At 58.4% G+C, this 16676-nt stretch carries 15 protein-coding genes and 1 other RNA gene; 9 read left to right on the top strand and 7 right to left on the bottom strand.

Going from position 1 to position 16676, the window contains the following annotated elements:
* Positions 1-2 precede the first annotated feature (2 nt).
* Together FE702_RS15290 and FE702_RS15295 are read left to right on the top strand one after the other, a co-directional pair.
* Positions 3-1064, top strand: coding sequence for a hypothetical protein (locus FE702_RS15290; protein ID WP_147127188.1), 1062 nt, complete (start codon positions 3-5; stop codon positions 1062-1064).
* Positions 1065-1074: 10 nt separating this feature from the next.
* Positions 1075-2262, top strand: coding sequence for a cell envelope integrity TolA family protein (locus tag FE702_RS15295; RefSeq protein ID WP_147127189.1), 1188 nt, complete (start codon positions 1075-1077; stop codon positions 2260-2262).
* Between the two features lie 176 nt (positions 2263-2438).
* On the opposite strand, the gene FE702_RS15300 is transcribed toward FE702_RS15295, so the two are convergent.
* Positions 2439-3068, bottom strand: a complete 630-nt coding sequence (locus FE702_RS15300) for a ribonuclease T2 family protein (RefSeq protein ID WP_147127190.1) — start codon at positions 3066-3068, stop codon at positions 2439-2441.
* 133 nt (positions 3069-3201) lie between these two features.
* Here FE702_RS15300 and FE702_RS15305 point away from each other — a divergent pair, with 133 nt between their 5' ends.
* On the top strand, positions 3202-3969 hold the full coding sequence (locus FE702_RS15305) for a DUF1013 domain-containing protein (protein ID WP_147127191.1): 768 nt from the start codon (positions 3202-3204) through the stop codon (positions 3967-3969).
* 104 nt (positions 3970-4073) lie between these two features.
* Positions 4074-4919 (top strand): hypothetical protein, encoded by an 846-nt coding sequence (locus tag FE702_RS15310; RefSeq protein WP_222611818.1) that lies wholly within the window; start codon positions 4074-4076, stop codon positions 4917-4919.
* Here FE702_RS15310 and FE702_RS15315 read toward each other — a convergent pair whose 3' ends face one another.
* A complete protein-coding gene (locus FE702_RS15315; RefSeq protein ID WP_147127193.1) occupies positions 4920-5549 on the bottom strand; it encodes a class I SAM-dependent methyltransferase in 630 nt (209 codons plus the stop codon).
* An 86-nt stretch (positions 5550-5635) separates the two neighbouring features.
* Between FE702_RS15315 and FE702_RS15320 the strand changes: the two genes are divergently transcribed.
* From FE702_RS15320 to FE702_RS15330, 3 genes are read left to right on the top strand one after another with little or no spacing between them, the layout of a single operon-like run.
* Positions 5636-6556: a LysR family transcriptional regulator gene (locus tag FE702_RS15320; RefSeq protein ID WP_147127194.1), complete on the top strand. Its 921-nt coding sequence runs from the start codon at positions 5636-5638 to the stop codon at positions 6554-6556.
* Between the two features lie 35 nt (positions 6557-6591).
* Positions 6592-7362, top strand: a complete 771-nt coding sequence (gene otsB, locus FE702_RS15325) for a trehalose-phosphatase (protein WP_147127195.1) — start codon at positions 6592-6594, stop codon at positions 7360-7362.
* The gene (locus FE702_RS15330; RefSeq protein ID WP_147127196.1) at positions 7359-8732 is read left to right on the top strand and encodes an alpha,alpha-trehalose-phosphate synthase (UDP-forming); all 1374 of its coding nucleotides are present in this window, start codon (positions 7359-7361) and stop codon (positions 8730-8732) included. The genes otsB and FE702_RS15330 overlap by 4 nt, the downstream gene beginning before the upstream one ends.
* Here FE702_RS15330 and recR read toward each other — a convergent pair.
* The 3 genes from recR to FE702_RS15345 form a co-directional block, all read right to left on the bottom strand.
* Positions 8710-9303 (bottom strand): recombination mediator RecR, encoded by a 594-nt coding sequence (gene recR, locus FE702_RS15335; protein WP_147127197.1) that lies wholly within the window; start codon positions 9301-9303, stop codon positions 8710-8712. The genes FE702_RS15330 and recR overlap by 23 nt on opposite strands.
* A gap of 63 nt (positions 9304-9366) precedes the next feature.
* Positions 9367-9711 carry a YbaB/EbfC family nucleoid-associated protein gene (locus FE702_RS15340; protein WP_147127198.1) on the bottom strand — a complete coding sequence of 115 codons (345 nt, stop codon included), beginning with the start codon at positions 9709-9711 and terminating at the stop codon, positions 9367-9369.
* 212 nt (positions 9712-9923) lie between these two features.
* A complete protein-coding gene (locus tag FE702_RS15345) occupies positions 9924-11666 on the bottom strand; it encodes a DNA polymerase III subunit gamma/tau (RefSeq protein ID WP_147127199.1) in 1743 nt (580 codons plus the stop codon).
* A gap of 201 nt (positions 11667-11867) precedes the next feature.
* Here FE702_RS15345 and FE702_RS15350 point away from each other — a divergent pair, with 201 nt between their 5' ends.
* Positions 11868-13376: an ankyrin repeat domain-containing protein gene (locus FE702_RS15350; protein WP_186827112.1), complete on the top strand. Its 1509-nt coding sequence runs from the start codon at positions 11868-11870 to the stop codon at positions 13374-13376.
* Between the two features lie 72 nt (positions 13377-13448).
* Here the strand turns inward: FE702_RS15350 and ffs are convergent.
* Positions 13449-13546: signal recognition particle sRNA small type (gene ffs / locus FE702_RS15355), an RNA gene on the bottom strand.
* 57 nt (positions 13547-13603) lie between these two features.
* On the bottom strand, positions 13604-15511 hold the full coding sequence (locus FE702_RS15360) for a bifunctional 2',3'-cyclic-nucleotide 2'-phosphodiesterase/3'-nucleotidase (RefSeq protein ID WP_147127201.1): 1908 nt from the start codon (positions 15509-15511) through the stop codon (positions 13604-13606).
* Between the two features lie 183 nt (positions 15512-15694).
* On the opposite strand from FE702_RS15360, the gene nudC reads away from it, so the two are divergent.
* Positions 15695-16642 (top strand): NAD(+) diphosphatase, encoded by a 948-nt coding sequence (nudC, locus tag FE702_RS15365; RefSeq protein WP_147127202.1) that lies wholly within the window; start codon positions 15695-15697, stop codon positions 16640-16642.
* The last annotated feature ends 34 nt before the right edge of the window (positions 16643-16676 follow it).

Raw genomic sequence — 16676 nt, forward strand, 5'->3', positions numbered from 1 at the left:
CGATGGAAAAGGATGACGATAAGCGGAAGGGTTCAGGCTTTTCGGATGTGCAAGCTTCTTACCTGTACACTGACAAAACTAGACCCATTGCGTCCGGCGGGACGATCCCCCCAGGTGTCGATGATGACGATGATCCCTTCGCAGAACTTGTAGGTAGCGGGGGAAGCGAAGCGGCATTTACGGCAGAGGACGCCCGCAGCCGCAGCGGTAACTACGTCATACCGTTTGGTTTGCCTGGCTCAGGGAAGACGACACTTCTTGCATCTTTGTTCAAGTACATTGATGAGTCGCCGAACCTACAGAATGAGATCATCATTCCTGAACGACGAAAGGTGCCCAACTACGCGGGTCAGGCGATGCTGAACCAGTGGCAGAAGGTCTTCAACAGCGGAAGATTCCTCGGCGCCACGCCGGTTGGCGCTGATGCTATTCGTGAGCTGACCTATGAAGTCGTTCCACTGAAGGGACAGAAGACGAAACTCAACTTCAGTGTCGTTGAAGTTTCTGGAGAAGACCTCGTTCGTGTCGTTGCACGAGAAGGCAGCAATCCTCGGCTTCCTGACGCTCTTGAAGCTCTCTTCAAAAACTCAAGGGTCCGTCCGACGATCATCTTGGTCGTTCACCCTAACAAGCTGGAGAACGATCTCCTCTTCCACAATCTCTTTACGTGGCTGAACCGCAACGTGAAGGATCGGATCAAGACGTTTTCGCTGGCCGTGGTCATAGCTAATCCATCGCTAGCACTGCATCGCCTGCATCAAAGGCGGACAGATACGGTAGGGCTGGACGTCCTGACCGGTGGCTTAACCAAAATATACCTTCAGGAATTCGCTCCTAAGACCTTCGCGATCTACAACTCCTGGCGCAAAGAAAAGAGGGCCATCACGCCTCTGCATGTGGGGGATATTCGAGCATTTGAGGAGGGTGAAAAAACCGTGGAACGGATTGTCCGGTTCGACAAGCGCAACTCATCGCAGATATTCTCTTGGATTTATCGTCAGTTCACTGGGAAGCGCTTAGGGCCAGGCACATTGGCGCGAATATTTCGGCAAATGAACAGCTGATATTCGTCCCGTGTCATCTCCCACCAGCATAACCGGCGAAGCCGTTTTTAACTCATATGATGGCCTAAAAGTTGAGGCGAACGGTGAAATTGGCTTCCTCACCTTTCACAACAGCCCTCTTGAGTTTCGTTCTGACCGAGTAATGAAGGGACTGCTCCCGTCGTCTGCTACAACACCATCGCTCTTCATTCAGAGCATCGACGTGGAGCGGGACAGCCTCTGGCTCATTGGCCTTGTCAGCAAGATCACAGATTTCAACAAAAGAGTCGGAATTCTCGGTGCTTGCGTTTGCATAAATGCGCGCAGCTTCGACTTAACAGGCGTTCCCGAATATTTGTACGATATCTTATATCCTCAAGTTGAAGATGCCTTAAGTGAGGGACGCAGCTCAAGCGCCCTGTCTGAACGACTGGGTATCTTGCATCACGTCCCTCGTGTGGAAGCCCAGGTAAGCTTTCGAATGAAGCCCGAGACTGAACTATTGCATCAAACCGAAGAGGGGGGGCAGCTTCTGGACACTGTCATCGAGGCCGCGTTTGGGCTGCTCAATGTGTCACAGAAAATTGGAAGGGTCATCATCTCGCCTACGGCAGCTAAAGGAACACGTCCTGCTGATGAGCAGTACATCCACATGGTGCAGAGGAAGGTTCAAGAGTGCAGGTTGGCTGAAGAGCAAGCAGCCACTCGACGTGAATTACAGCGCCAAAAGGAAGTCGAGATACAACGCCAGCAAAGCCAACAGATGTCTTTGCGAAATTCCTTCCCTCAAGCGCAAACGAAACGTAGCTCACATCACGCTATAAACCTCAGTATGATTGACCACGGAACCATAGAAGCAATCGTTCAGCGCCAAGATGAGCAAGAAGCACGCTTGCAAAGAATCGAACGGCACCTGCAACGGAAATCGCAAGCTAAAGCTGTTGAGAAATCATCGTTCGCTACACTCAGTCCTACATCTCAAGGGAAAGATAGCTCATCGAGAATCCTTCTCCTAGTTGGCCTGATTGCCGCATTGATCCTAGTTCTTTTGCTCTTGGCTTGGTTAATTGCTCCCAAAGACGAGCAGCAGGCTGACCCGGTGGATTCCATGACACAACCCTCGCAGCAGTCTCAGACGGAAAGGGTAATCCCGGATGGCATTGATTGCGATCGCCCTTCATCTTTTGCAGAGAGGCAAAGGTGCGACCAACTTCAATGAACTAACATGCTGGTTTAGGCACGCTTTACCTTAGGACAGAAGGGCACCAGCATCTGGAAGAGTACAAGGTCACAGCAGATTCGAGGTAGCAAGTTTAGTTATGTGGGGTATGCAATCTGTGCTCTTGGCTATGCGCATTGTGGTGAGTGAGAAGCGTAACCGCGCTGTGCAACCCCTCACCGCACCGGATCAAACAGCGCGTCCTCCAACCCACAATCCCGCGCCACTGACCCCGTACAAAACGTCGGGACAAACCCCTTGCTCAGGCAAATCCGCACTTCCTGTATCCGCCCATCCTTGCAGGTCACGGTCAGCATGTCGGGCTTCAGATCCGGGTTTTCCTTCAGAAATGCTTCCTCGACCAGACTGGCGGGGATTTTGACGCTGCGGTCGAGTTGGCGGAAGACTTGCGGTCGGTTGATCTGGTCGTAGGCCCAGCGGGAGTTTTCGTAATACGTGGCCGCGCTGTCGCCGGTGCAGGTGCCGTGTTTGTTCCATTGGTGCCAGGCTAGGCCGCTTGATCCCATGATGTCGGTCATTTCCGCCGTCATCGCGCGGGAGGGGTTGCGTTCGACAGATGGGCAGTAGGACGGCCAGCCGCGGTCGTATTGGGGCCAGAGGCCGTGCAGGCTCCACCCCAGATCAGTTTCGCATTGCTCGGCATCGCGCGCGTCGCCCTCTAATGCGCACCACGTGGGCGACCATGACAGGGCAAGGACGTAGTAGTCGAAGTCACCCGATTTCTCGCCCCGTGCGAGAGCGGACGTGGCGGCGAGAAGACAGAACAGAATGGCTAGAACACGCATGGGGGCTTTCCCTTTTGGACCCTATTGCTTATATCCGGCTCAAGTTCCCCGACAAGGTAACCCGTTCCGGCCCCGGAACCGCCGCAAGGCGACAGGAGAGCTTTGTCGTTTGCAGATTTGACAGGAGGCATCCATGGCAAAGCCAATCATGGCCAAAGCGACCGCCGTATGGCTGGTTGATAACACCACGATCTCGTTCAAGCAGATCGCGGATTTCACCGAGATGCACGAGCTTGAGATTCAAGGCATCGCCGATGGCGATGTGGCCGCGGGCGTCAAAGGGTTCGACCCGATTGCCAACAACCAGCTGACGCAGGAAGAGATTGACGCCGCCGAGGCCGATCCGCTGCACAAGCTGAAGCTGAAGTTCTACGCCGCTGCTGTTGGTGAAGAGAAACGCCGTGGCCCGCGCTATACGCCGCTGTCGAAACGTCAGGACCGGCCGGCGTCGATCCTCTGGCTGGTGAAGTTCCACCCGGAACTGTCGGATGGTCAGATTTCCAAACTGGTCGGCACAACAAAGCCAACCATTCAGGCGATCCGCGAGCGGACACACTGGAACATCTCGAACATCCAGCCGATTGATCCGGTGGCACTGGGCCTGTGTAAGCAGTCCGAGCTGGACGCCGCGGTGCAAAAGGCAAACGCCAAGAAGGCCGCTGAGGGCACCGCGATGTCGGATGACGAACGCCGCAAGCTGGTGTCGACGGAACAATCGCTGGGCATGGACCCAGAGCCCAAGATCCCAACGGCGATCTCGGGCCTTGAGACATTCTCTTTGTCTGAAACAGATGAGGATGAGGACGACAAAAAGTCCGACGAGGATATTCTGGACGCCGACAGCTTCTTTAACCTGCCATCCGGCGGCGATGAGAGCGGCGAAGACGACGAACAGCCCTAGGAAAACGCGAACAATTCACTCCAATCCTCGCTTTTGTTGTCAAACTTTTGCCCAAATCCGTGTATATCCGGAAAAAAACAAAAGCAGAGATTGGGGTGAATTCGATGCAGGCATCGCCAGCAGACATGGCGCAGGTTCAGCGCGCCATTTCCAAACGTATCCACAAATTGAACCGTCAACCTGACGGTCAGGACCTGTTCGGCGTTGAATTGCCCGAAGAGTTGCAGGGCGAATACCCGTTCGAGTGGTCGGACGCGGGCATGCCGAAGGATATCCAGCGCAAGTATCAAAAGCGGTCTTGGAACATCCGCCGCAGCTGGAACCGGCTGGAGCTTTATGCGCCCGAACTGCTGAAGCACCGTGAGACGCCCTACAGCGTGTTTGAGATGTCGACGGCCCATGGTGGAATGCTCGAAGTCTGCCGTCACTTTGGCCACAGCATTCTGGGCAATGACTATCTGAATCTAACCGCGGGGCAGGCCCGCGGCGAAGGCGCTTATCACCGTGCAGTCAACGATGAACTGAACGACCGTGAGCTTGATGACTATCGCTTGCCGATTCCAAAGCCGGGCGAGGCGGTTTCAGATTGGTGCTATCGCCCGATCATCGAAGCTCAGAAAATTCCGATGGCCCTGTTTGACGGTGGGATGGTTCCCTACCCACTGGAAGACAAGAGCCAAGACTACCTGTTCTGTATGCAGGCCATCGAACACTATTGCCACCCGGATGACTGGGACAACATCGTCAAGGAGTTCTGCCGGATCTCGCGTCGGGCCGTGATCATCTATCTGAACCGGATCCCGCATCATCTGTCGAAGAACGAAGACTATATCGCGGCCTTCGATCGTGCGCGCACGCGGCTGCGGAACTGGAACCAGAACGGGTTTGAATGCACAAACGTTCAGATGCGGTTCCAGCAGGCGCTTGGCTTCAAACTGACGGCTGTTTGATCAACTGTCCGCCGGACGGCGGGCGACCACAAAACGGCTTGGCATGCCTTTCTGAAATTGGCCGGTTTCGACGATCTCGAAGCCGGCCTTTTCTATTGCGGCGTCCACATCCAAGATGCTCAGAGAATTCACGTAAGGCGCGATGCCGACGCATTGCATCACGGGGATCACCATGCGGATAAAGACGCCCGCTTCGCCAAGACATGGCGTCTTGGTGATAAAAAGGCCGCCGGGTTTGACGTGATCTTTCAGCTGGATCAGCGTTTCGGGCAGACCTTCGATCAGGTGAAGGATCGATGAACCAAAGACCACGTCAAACGGGCCCTCTGGTTGCGTCGCTGTCGCGGTGGCCTGTCGGAAAGTGACGTTGGATATGCCTTGGGCGGTCGCCTTTTCCATCGCGATCCGCACCATTTCCCCGGAAATGTCTGTGCCGATGATCTCGCGAACTTGCGACGCAAGCAACAGCGCGGTCGACCCGGTCCCGCATCCGAATTCAAGCATCGACTGCTCGGGGCTCAGATAGCTGCGAATGCGTTCCAGCGTGATCTCATAGGCTGGCATGTCGCCAATCTTGCTTTTGGCGTATTTCGCCGCGTTGCGGTCCCAGAAGCGTTGCGGTGTCGGCATGGTGGGTCTCCTTCCATGCGCTGATGTATGCGCCCCATACATGTATGGAAATTGCCGAAATGCGGGGGGCTGATATACATAAACGTATGAAATGGCAGACCATCAACTTTGATTGGAACCAGGTGCGCGCTTTCTTGGCGACCGCCGAAGAGGGGTCACTGAGTGCTGCGGCGCGGGCGCTTGGCTCGACCCAGCCGACGCTGGGCCGGCAGGTCTCGGCGCTTGAGGAGACGCTCGGCGTCACTTTGTTTGAGCGGACCAGCAGGACGCTGATGCTGACGCAAGCGGGGCAGGAGTTGCTGCAGCACGTGCGCGATATGGGGGAGGCGGCGCAACGCGTGTCGCTTGTCGCGGCGGGGCAATCGCAAGATGTGACTGGCACCGTGACGGTCACTGCGTCAGACATGATGGCCACGTATTACCTGCCACGCATGCTTGCCGATTTGCGTGCGCGGGCACCCGGATTGATGGTGCATGTTCTTGCATCTAACCAGCTTCAGGATTTGACCCGGCGCGAGGCCGACATTGCCATCCGCCACGTGCGCCCGGATCAACCGGACCTCATTGCCAAGATGATCGGGATGCGCACCGCCCGTCTATATGCAGCGCGGTCCTATCTTGACCGGCGCGGGCGGCTGAAACGCGTCGAAGACATCGCGCGCCATGATTTTGTTGTCACGACCTTCCAGCAGCTTGATCTGGAGCAGATGGCGGCGGACCTGACTGTGCGTGGTTTTCCGATGTCGGCGGACCAGATCGTCGGGGCCTCGGACCTTGGGACCTCGATGCTGAACATGGTGCGGGCCGGGATGGGTGTGTCGATCCTGCCTGACGAGGTTGGGGCAAAGCTGCCAGAGTTGGAGGTTGCGTTGCCGGACGGGCCGGTCATTGAGTTTCCGATCTGGTTGACCACGCATCGAGAGCTGCACACATCGCGCCGATTGCGCATAGTATTTGACGCTTTGGACGCCGCCCTGCGCGATCTGGAGCGCTGGATCGAGGTTTGACTTGATTTCGCTGCGGCGCAGCGCAAGTTTGAATTATGGCTGACCCTTATCAGACGCCCGACCGCGTCGCTCACGGCTTTCCGCGTTTGACCGACGCCGCACTCTTCCTTGATTTCGATGGAACACTGATCGGCTTTGCCGACACACCGCTGGGTGTCGAGGTGCCGATGACTGTGCCAGACCTTCTTGGTCGTCTGTCTCGACGAACGGGCGGGCGAACGGTCATTCTGTCGGGACGGCGGCTTGAGGATTTTGATCAATTACTACCCACCGTGACTGTGCCACGCGTGGGAAGCCACGGAGCGGAGTGGCAGATGGATGGAACGCGCAATGCGCATCCATTGGCTGGGTCAGAGGTGGTTGCCGGGCTGCGCCGCGCCGCTGAAGCATTTGCTCGTGTGCGCGAGGGTGTGATTGTGGAACAAAAGCCCGCAGGGGTGGCTTTGCATATGAGACAGGCACCCGAGCTGGAGGTCGAAGTTGCGTCTTTTGCGGCCCGCCTCGCGGCAGCGCATCCCGGGTTCGAACTGCACAGGGGTAAGATGGTGTGTGAATTACGGCCAGATGACGTGGGCAAAGGTGCTGCTCTTGAGCGGATCATGGCCTTGCCTGATTTCGCGGGCCGGACACCGGTGATGATGGGTGACGATGCGACCGATGAACCCGCGATGGATGCGGCCCAACGGTTGGGCGGCGTGGGCGTGAAGGTTGGAGAAGGTGGCACGTGTGCGACGTCGCGCCTTAAGGACCCAAGCGCGGTTCAGGAATGCCTTCGCATTTGGAGCGAATTGGAGACGAAAGCATGAGCCAGAAAGGCGGTCGCCTGATTGTCATTTCGAACCGGATTCCCACGGATGAAACCCCATCTGGCGGTCTGGTTGTTGCGCTACATGAGGCCCTGACAGAGCGCGGTGGGATCTGGATTGGATCAAGCGGAGGGCCGCAAGAGGCCCCGCGCGAAGGACTTACGCAGATCGCAAGCGGCGCCTATAGCCGCTATGCTTTTGACCTGAGCCACGCGGACTATGAGCAATACTATCTGGGCTATGCCAACTCTGTGCTTTGGCCGCTGTTTCATCGGCGCGCCGACCTGATCAACGTGCAGCCTGGCATGGTCGAAGGGTACATGGCGGTGAACGAACGGCTGGCCAAGATGGTCGCCGAGATTGCCCAGCCCGGTGACCTGATCTGGGTCCATGATTACCATTTTCTGCCATTGGCTGCGGCGCTCCGGGCCTTGGGCGTCGACAATCGCGTTGGTTTTTTCCTGCACATTCCGTTCCCTACGGCGTCAGACGTGCCAGCGCTTCCGCAAGCGGACGACATGCTTGATTGGGTTGCGGCCTATGACGTGTTCGGGATGCAAACGGAAACCGACGTTCAAAGGCTGGATGCCTTGGCGGCGCGGGTCGAAGGCAAGGTCAATAACGGTCGGGCGTTTCCCATTGGGATTGATCCTGTTGGCTACCGGGATGCAGCCATTGCTTCGGCTGCAGGTGACAACATGGCGTTGTCTCTGGGACAGAAGCTGATCATCGGCGTGGACCGGCTGGATTACTCCAAGGGCCTTGTGCATCGCTTCGAAGGCTTTGGGGCGTATCTGGCGCAGCGCCAAGACAGCGACCCCAAGGCGACGCTCTTGCAGATCGCGCCGCCGTCGCGTGAGAACGTGGATGCCTATCAGGACATTCGTGCCCATCTTGAATCGACGGCAGGTGCTTTGAACGGAGAGTATGCCGAACTGGACTGGACGCCGATCCGCTACATCCGCCGCAACGTCGCGCGGGAACGCCTGGCAGGGGTGATGCGGCGTGCGGATGTGGGTCTTGTGACGCCGCTCGCCGACGGCATGAACCTTGTCGCCAAGGAATTTGTGGCGGCGCAGGATCCGGATGATCCTGGTGTTCTGATCCTGTCCTCCTTTGCAGGCGCTGCCGAGCAAATGCAGGACGCGTTGATTGTGAATCCCTATGACGCGACCGAGATGGGCGATGCGATTCAAAAGGCGTTGAGCATGTCGCTGGATGAACGCAAGGCGCGCCACGCGGCGCTACTGGACGGGGTGCAGACGCAGGACATCCATTGGTGGACGCAATCCTGTCTGGACGCTCTGGCCGGTGAACGGGTGTGGCTCCGACCGCTTGCGACCTGGGCTAGAACGCTTTCCGCGCTCTAAGCGCAGCTGTGATTGTCCCATCATCCAAGTAGTCGAGTTCGCCGCCCACAGGGACACCCTGCGCAAGTGATGTGACCGCCGTGCCGGGCAGGTGGTCGGCGATGTAATGCGCCGTCGTTTGACCGTCGACCGTGGCGGGGAGGGCCAGGATCACCTCAGTGATGCTTTCCTCTTCGACGCGGTTTACGAGTTGAGGGATACGCAAATCCTCTGGCCCGACAGCGTCCAGCGCCGAGAGCGTGCCTCCAAGGACGTGATAGCGCCCTTTGAAAACGGCAGCCCGCTCCATCGCCCAAAGATCAGAGACATCTTCGACAACACATAGTTCGCCAGTCGCGCGCTTAGGGGACGCACAGATTGCGCATTTGTCAGAGGTTCCGATATTGCCGCAGGTCAGGCATTCGCGGGCTGTCGCCCGAACTTTGGCCATCGCGTCGGTCAAAGGACCGAGAAGCTGACCGCGTTTCTTGATCAGATGCAGCACCGCGCGGCGTGCCGAACGGGGGCCAAGCCCCGGAAGGCGCGCCATCAGATCGATGAGCGCCTCCACATCATTGGTATCATCCGCCATGTCGTTGGTCCTGCTCTTAGCCTTGCAGGCAATCTAGCGCGGAGGTGGTCAGCCGGGAAGGCTTTAGAATGGCAGCTTCATGCCTGCCGGCAGGCCGAGACCCTCGGTCAGTTTGCTCATTTCTTCGGCTGACTTTTCTTGCGCCTTTTGCTGGGCGTCCTTGATCGCCGCAAGGATCAGGTCTTCGACCACTTCTTTGTCGTCGCCGGAAAAGATCGAAGGGTCGATATCGAGTGCTGTCAGCTCGCCCTTGGCGGTCGAAGTTGCTTTGACAAGACCTGCGCCAGCTTCGCCGACAACGGTCATTGTGGTCAGGCTTTCCTGAAGCTCTTCCATTTTGCCCTGCATTTCCTGGGCTTTTTTCATCATCCCGGCCATGTCGCCGAGGCCGCCTAAACCTTTGAGCATTTCTGTCTCCTTTGCTTGACACCTCACATGCCAAGAGGGGGCGTGGTTTTCAAGGTAAAGGGACGCGATGACGCTGTCTGATCTGTTGGGGAACCGGTCCAAAGTGGACGCCAAGCGGTAAGGTCAGATGCCTCCGGCGGGAGTTTTTTTGAAACATAGAAGGTCCGGTTGGACATCATTGCATGGCGGCAGCGCGCAATCCCCCTTTGGGTCTATGCGTCGTCGTCAAACGGGTCCCACTCATCCTCGACCTCTTGCAGGGCTTCGGTCTGAGCCTCTGCAGCAATGGCTTCTGGAGTGCGAATTTCGAGGATTTTGGCCCCTGGAAAGGCGTCAAAGACGGCTTGGACCATGGGGTGGGCTTTGGCGGCCGTTTCCAGTTCAAGCTTCTCTGCGTCGCGGACCTCGGCGATCGTCGGGGCGCCGCCTTCGCTTTCGACCGATATGGCCCAGCGGTTGCCAGTCCATGCCTGCAATTTGCTACCCAGGCGCGCGGCGAGGTCACGGGGGGCATCAGGCGCGGGTTCGAAACTGATACGGCCGGGTGAGTAGGACACGAGCCGCAGGCCGGTTTCGACCTCGACGAGAAGCTTCACATCGCGATGCGCACGGATCAGGGCCACGACGTCTTCGAACCGGGCGTAGCGGTCTAGGCCTGGACTTGCTTGCGCTGCGGGTTGTGCAGCAAGCATTGTTGTGCCGCCCATAGGGGCCGGGTTGTGGGCCGTGGGGGCAGGCCCGGAGGTCATACCTCCCCCCGAGGGTGCAGGGGCTGGAGCAGGTGCGGTTGGAACCGGCGCGTCCTTCAGCTTGCGCACCAAGTCCTCTGGGCTGGGAAGTTCGGCGACATGGGTCAGCCGAATAATCGCCATTTCAGCGGCCATCATGGCGTTCGGACTTTGGGCGACTTCGTCCAGGGCGGTCAGGAGCATCTGCCATTGGCGCGTCAGGGCGCGCATCGGCAAGGCTTGCGCCATAGCCGTGCCGCGGGCCCGTTCGTCAGGGCTGATGGTTGGGTCTTCGGCAGCGTCTGGAGTGATCTTGCACACGCTGATCCAGTGGGTGATCTCTGCCAGATCGTTCAGCACGGCCATGGGGTCGGCCCCGTCAGCATATTGCGCGCCAAGCTCGGTCAAAGCACCCGCTGCGTCCCCCTTCATGATCATGTCAAAAAGGTCGAGCACACGCCCGCGATCTGCCAGACCCAGCATCGCGCGGACCTGATCCGCGCCGGTTTCGCCTGCGCCATGACTGATCGCCTGATCAAGAAGTGAGGTCGCGTCACGTGCGGACCCTTCGGCGGCGCGCGTGATCAGGGCGAGCGCGTCATCGGTGATCTCTGCTCCCTCGGACGTCGCGATCTTGCGCAGCAGGCCAATCTGAACTTCAGGTTCGATGCGCCGGAGGTCGAACCGTTGGCAACGGGACAGAACCGTGACCGGAACCTTGCGGATTTCGGTCGTTGCAAAGATGAATTTGACGTGTGCCGGCGGTTCTTCGAGGGTCTTGAGAAGAGCGTTGAAGGCGCTTTTCGACAGCATGTGGACTTCGTCGATAATGTAGACTTTGAAGCGGGCCGTTGCGGGCGAATAGTGCACAGAGTCGATGATCTCGCGCATATCATCGACACCGGTGTTCGACGCCGCGTCCATTTCGATCACGTCAACATGGCGGCCTTCCATGATGGCGGTGCAGTGTTCGCAGACACCGCAGGGTTCGGTGGTCGGGCCGCCGGTGCCATCTGGGCCAATGCAGTTCATGCCTTTGGCGATGATCCGGGCGGTCGTGGTTTTGCCGGTCCCGCGAATGCCCGTCATCACAAAGGCCTGTGCGATGCGATCTGCCTCAAACGCGTTCTTGAGGGTGCGCACCATCGCGTCCTGGCCAACCAGATCGGCGAAGGTTTCGGGCCGGTATTTACGGGCAAGGACCTGATAGGCAGAGGTGTCGGACATTGGGTGTTCCCGGATGATGCAGCCGCAAACCTAGCCGTCCCGTTGCGTGGCGTCCAGCGATCGGCTACGGATTGACCGAGGCCATTTTGGCAGGCCCCCATGTTCGCGGAAAGCCGATCACGGCAGCCTTGCATGACCTTTTCGAAGATCCATGGTTGATCTCTGGCCCTTGGGCGGACGCGGGCGCTGATGGAGGTGACCATGTCCTTGTCGTCCAAAGACACCCTGCGGCTCGACCAATTGCGTCGCGCGGCCAAAACCCTGAAAAAATCCTATGACGCGGGCGATGCCGGCGCGGTGCAGGTGGTGCAGAACCTTTGGGGAAAGAGCCCCGGGACGCATGCCGATTTCCTGCATGTCATCGCACGCCAGCACGGCTTCATGTCATGGCCACGGCTCAAATGGGCGGCCGAGACCATCGGGCTGGAGCGTGCAGAGGCGCAGGAACAGCTCAAGATGGCCCTCTTTAACGGCAACCGCGCGGCAGCTGAGGCGTTGCTGGCTGCAACGCCAGATCTGGCTGCGGGGAACATGGGGCTCCTTTGTGCGACCTTTGATCTTGAGGGGCTGACCGCTGCGCTCTGCGAAGATCCTGCACGTGCCATCGAACCTGTCGGGCCACGCAGGCCGATCCTGCATCTGGCGTTTTCCAAATGGGGGCGGATGGGGGGCGAAGAGGCCGCATCCCTTGCCTGCGCAGAGGTGCTGCTGGCGCATGGTGCAGATGTCAATGATGCCTTTCCCCACAGCCCCGGCACTGACGAAATGCTGTCGGCGCTCTATGGGGCGCTCGGGCATGCGCGAAATCTCCCACTGGCCGAATGGTTGTTAGAGTGGGGCGCTGATCCGAATGATGGCGAGTCGCTTTATCATGCAACCGAACTTGGCGACGCCGCTGGGGTGCGCCTCCTGCTCCGGTATGGCGCAAATCCTCAAGGCACCAATGCGCTTTTGCGCGCCATGGATTTTGACAATGCCGAGATGGTCGCCTTGCTCTTGGGGGCTGGAGCGGACCCAAATGAAAGCGCACAACCGGGGTACAATGCCTTGCATCACGCCGCCTTGCGCGGTGCGGGGCGTGAGGTGTCCGAATTTGTGCTTAATGCCGGGGCCAGCGTGACGTCTGAACACGCGGCCCTGAAACCCCATGCCTTTGCGCGATTGGTGGGGGCAGAGGCGGTCCGCGCCGTATTGGAAACCGTGGACGCCCCGCGCGATGTGCCTGCTGATTTAGCGCCTTTGGTCAATGGTGGCGGGGAAGGCTTCGTTGATCCGGCCAAAATCCCGGCAGAATTGCAGGGGCTCCTGACCGAGCTTGTGCACCGCGTCGGTACGCTCAAGCGGATCAAGAGCCTTGTTGAGGTTGGGTTCCCATGGGACGCTCCGGATTCGATGGGGGTGACCCCGGTGCAGGCTTCGGGCTGGGTCGGATTGCCAGAGTATTTGCGATATTTCCTGAAACTTGGGCCTGACCTGAGCCATTTGAACGATTTTGGAGGGAGCTTGCTTGGGACGATCCTGCACGGGTCCGAGAATGCACCCGAACGCTCAGGGCAGGATCATCTGGCCTGTCTTGAGATTGTTTTGACACACGGTGTGGCGCTTCCACGACGCGCGTTGAGCGCGCAGTTGCGACCAGACGTGGCCGAGTTCCTGAGGAAATGGGCCAAAGCCCATCCGGGGCAGGTGGTCGAACATGGCGTTTATTGAATGGGGCCGGTCTAAACGTCAGTGGAACTGTGCCTAAAGCCGAGGTGTCACAGGTCGGCAGGACCCGTGATGAGGTGAGAGATTGAACACGACCCATGCGGGGCTCGTTACGGCTGCTTCCTTCCGGACCTGACCGGGTTGGCGAGGCGCACGCCCGCGCCAACCTCTCGATCGGTTAATTAGGGTGTGTCCGCCGCAGATGCAAGTCGCTCTGTCAAGGGCTGCTGCTATGTGCCAACGCGCCGGTTTGCGGCAGCGTTTTCAACGGCAGGCAGGTTATAGCGCACATCCAGAAATCCTGACGGTGTTTCGCCGATGACGGACATTGCCGGGTCTTGGTCAATGAGATCGCGCGCGGCCGGGCCGATGCTCAGGCGGCACGTGGTATGCTCAGAAAAGGGCTGAAAGCGTACGGATGTCTGGCGGATGGGGGCATAGTCCTGATGGGACTTCAGGTAATCACAGAGCACGTCCCGCATCATCATCGGTGCTTCATAAAGGATATCCTCGGGCGCAATCGGCACCTGTGCGACTGCAACCCGATAGTTATTAGTGGCCACGATGTAGTCAGCCTCAGGATCAATCGGCTCACTTTGGTGGATCACGTCCTTGACGCGATTGGCACCTGCTTGGGCTTCAAGGTTGAGGGTGTAGCTCAGACCATGCATCCAGTCGATTTCGTAGTGGGGTCTCAGGGAAGATACCAAAGGCACATCCTGATCGCCTGCTTTGATCTGGGTGAATAGGGCGGCGGAACGTTCGAGCAAATCCAGAACCTGTGCTCCGGTTTGGCGGATCACCATCAAAGTGTTTGGGTAAATATACATTTCCGCGACGTGATGCAGGGCCAACGGTCCTGCTGGGATATCCGTGTAAAAGGTTGGCCCGCTCAGGCCGCCGCTTTTAAATGGCGAGGTCATGCAGAGGATCGGCAGGTCGGGTATGCTGCGCTGCGTTATCAATTCTCTGCATTTGGCCTGTTTTGCTGCGCTGATCAGGCATTCGACTAGGGTGGGACCGATTTCTCCGAAATAACTGTGGAGGCGCCCGGAAAGGCGTCCGACGGGGCTGCGAATAAGGTCGAGTGTTCGATCATGGGCAGCTTGCATGCTTTTTTGGACGCGGGCGGCAAGCGGCTGCGCTGTTGTTGGTGTTGTCTGCCCAGCAGCGGTTACGGGTTCGACCCGACTTTGGTTTTGAGTGATGGACCACCTGTCGCCTGCATGCTCCAGCGTGAGGTCGATAATGCCGAGGTGGCTGCCCCAGAACCCCGGCATGACAGCAGGTTTGCCACAAATTGTCCCCTTGGATGGGTCGACGCCCGGATACCCGTCGTAGCTGCTGTCAGGAAAAGTTCTGTGGACATGGCCCAGCACGAACGCATCGATGTTTGGAACGGTCGCCAAGGCAAGGCCGGCATTTTCCTGCCCCCTGTCATCAAGCGACCGACCGAGGCCGGAATGGCAGAGCGCAACGATAATGTCCGCGCCCGCATTCTTGAGTCGAGGCACATGAAACCGGGCGGAATCGATAATCGACCGGGTTTGAATGCGACCACTCAGATGTTGTCTGTCCCACGCCGTAATTTGCGGTGGCACGAAACCGATCACACCAATGCGGATGTCCTGATCGCTGCCATCAGCCATCCTAAGCGACCGCGTCAGAAGGGTGTATGGTGGCAGATAGGGTTGGTCAGCATCTGGGTGCTCGGCCCTGTGGCGGAGAGCATTGGCGCACACATAGGGGAAGCCCGCAGTTTGGACAGCGGCGTCGAGGTAGGGAAGGCCGAAATTGAAGTCATGGTTGCCCAGCGTGGCGGCGTCATATCCCATCTGGGTCAATGTCTGCATCACCGGGTTGGCGCGGGTTTCGTCCATGCGCCAATCCTCGACAAGGATGTCGGCCATGGGTGTCCCTTGGAGCAAGTCGCCGTTGTCGAAGAGGCATGCGTTCGGCACCTCATTGCGCCGTTCGTCGATCAGCGGGGCGAGTTGTGCAAGGCTGTGTCCCGTGTCTGGCTGATCGCGATAGTAATCATACCCCAGCATCCACATGTGCAGATCCGTGGTGGCAAGAATGCGCAGACTTGTCTGGCCACGCTCGAACTCAGGAGCGAATGGCCGGTTCTTCAGCATGACATAGAATTCACGATTTTGCGGCAGGCGTATTCTGTGCGCGATTGGCGTGGCGCACAACCCTAAGGTGTAGTTTGGCCGAGATTTGAGATTTGAGCTGTTGCACGGTGCTGGCTGGGAATCATGCCCGGTTGCCGCTCCGGTCTTGGCATGGCACCTGTGACTGAAACAGAGAGGGCAGTCATGCGACACGCAGAAACAGTGACCTTTGGTGGATCGGGTTTGGACCGCGCCGCTGAGATACGCGGTGATGATTGGCAGTCTGCTCCGCACACGGCTGTTGTATTCTGGCGCGGTAAGCCGCTGTTGGATCGGGATACGCAGGACCTAACACGTCTTACGTCCGATCATCCTGTCTTGGCCGACAGCAAGAGCCAGCCCGTTCTCCTAGGTCGTGAGGAAGACGGCTCCTTGATTGCGGCCTATCTGTTGGACGGGTGGGATCCGTCAGATTTTGACGCTGAGCAGTTGTGGGGCTTCCTTGATCCGAGCGTTCAGGTGCATCCAGAAATCGACCACGCGGAATTCACTGAATTGCGTGGGGTGATGACACGGCTTTCACCGCGCGATGCCGAATTGGCGGCCACCGGGCGTGCGGTGTTCGAATGGCATAGGATACACGCGTTTTGTGCGAATTGTGGCGCAGCCAGCAATATTGTGCAGTCCGGTTGGCAACGCACCTGTTCGTCTTGTGGGCGGCATCATTTCCCGCGCACGGACCCCGTCGTCATCATGTTGATCGTTCGGGGCAACTCTGTCCTAGTCGGTCGGTCGCCGGGTTGGCCGGATCGCATGTATTCGCTTTTGGCGGGGTTTGTTGAGCCGGGCGAAACGCTGGAAGCCGCGGTTCGCCGCGAAGTCTATGAAGAGGCAGGCATTCGCGTGGGCGAGGTCGGGTATCTGGCCAGCCAGCCTTGGCCGTTTCCGGCGTCATTGATGTTCGGCTGCATCGGCTACGCAACCAGCGAAGACATCACGGTGGACCCGGCCGAGTTGGAAGATGCCATTTGGATGACCCGGGAAGAAGTGCTCGAGGCGCTTGCAGGACGCCACGAAAAGGTTGCAGCGGCGCGCAAAGGTGCGATTGCCCATTTTCTGTTGTCAAATTGGGTCGCAGACACCCTTGAATGACATCTCTGGGTGGAATCGCCCTGTTACTCACGCT

The sequence above is a fragment of the Shimia ponticola genome, from assembly GCF_007995215.1.
Classification (GTDB): Bacteria; Pseudomonadota; Alphaproteobacteria; order Rhodobacterales; family Rhodobacteraceae; genus Shimia_B; species Shimia_B ponticola.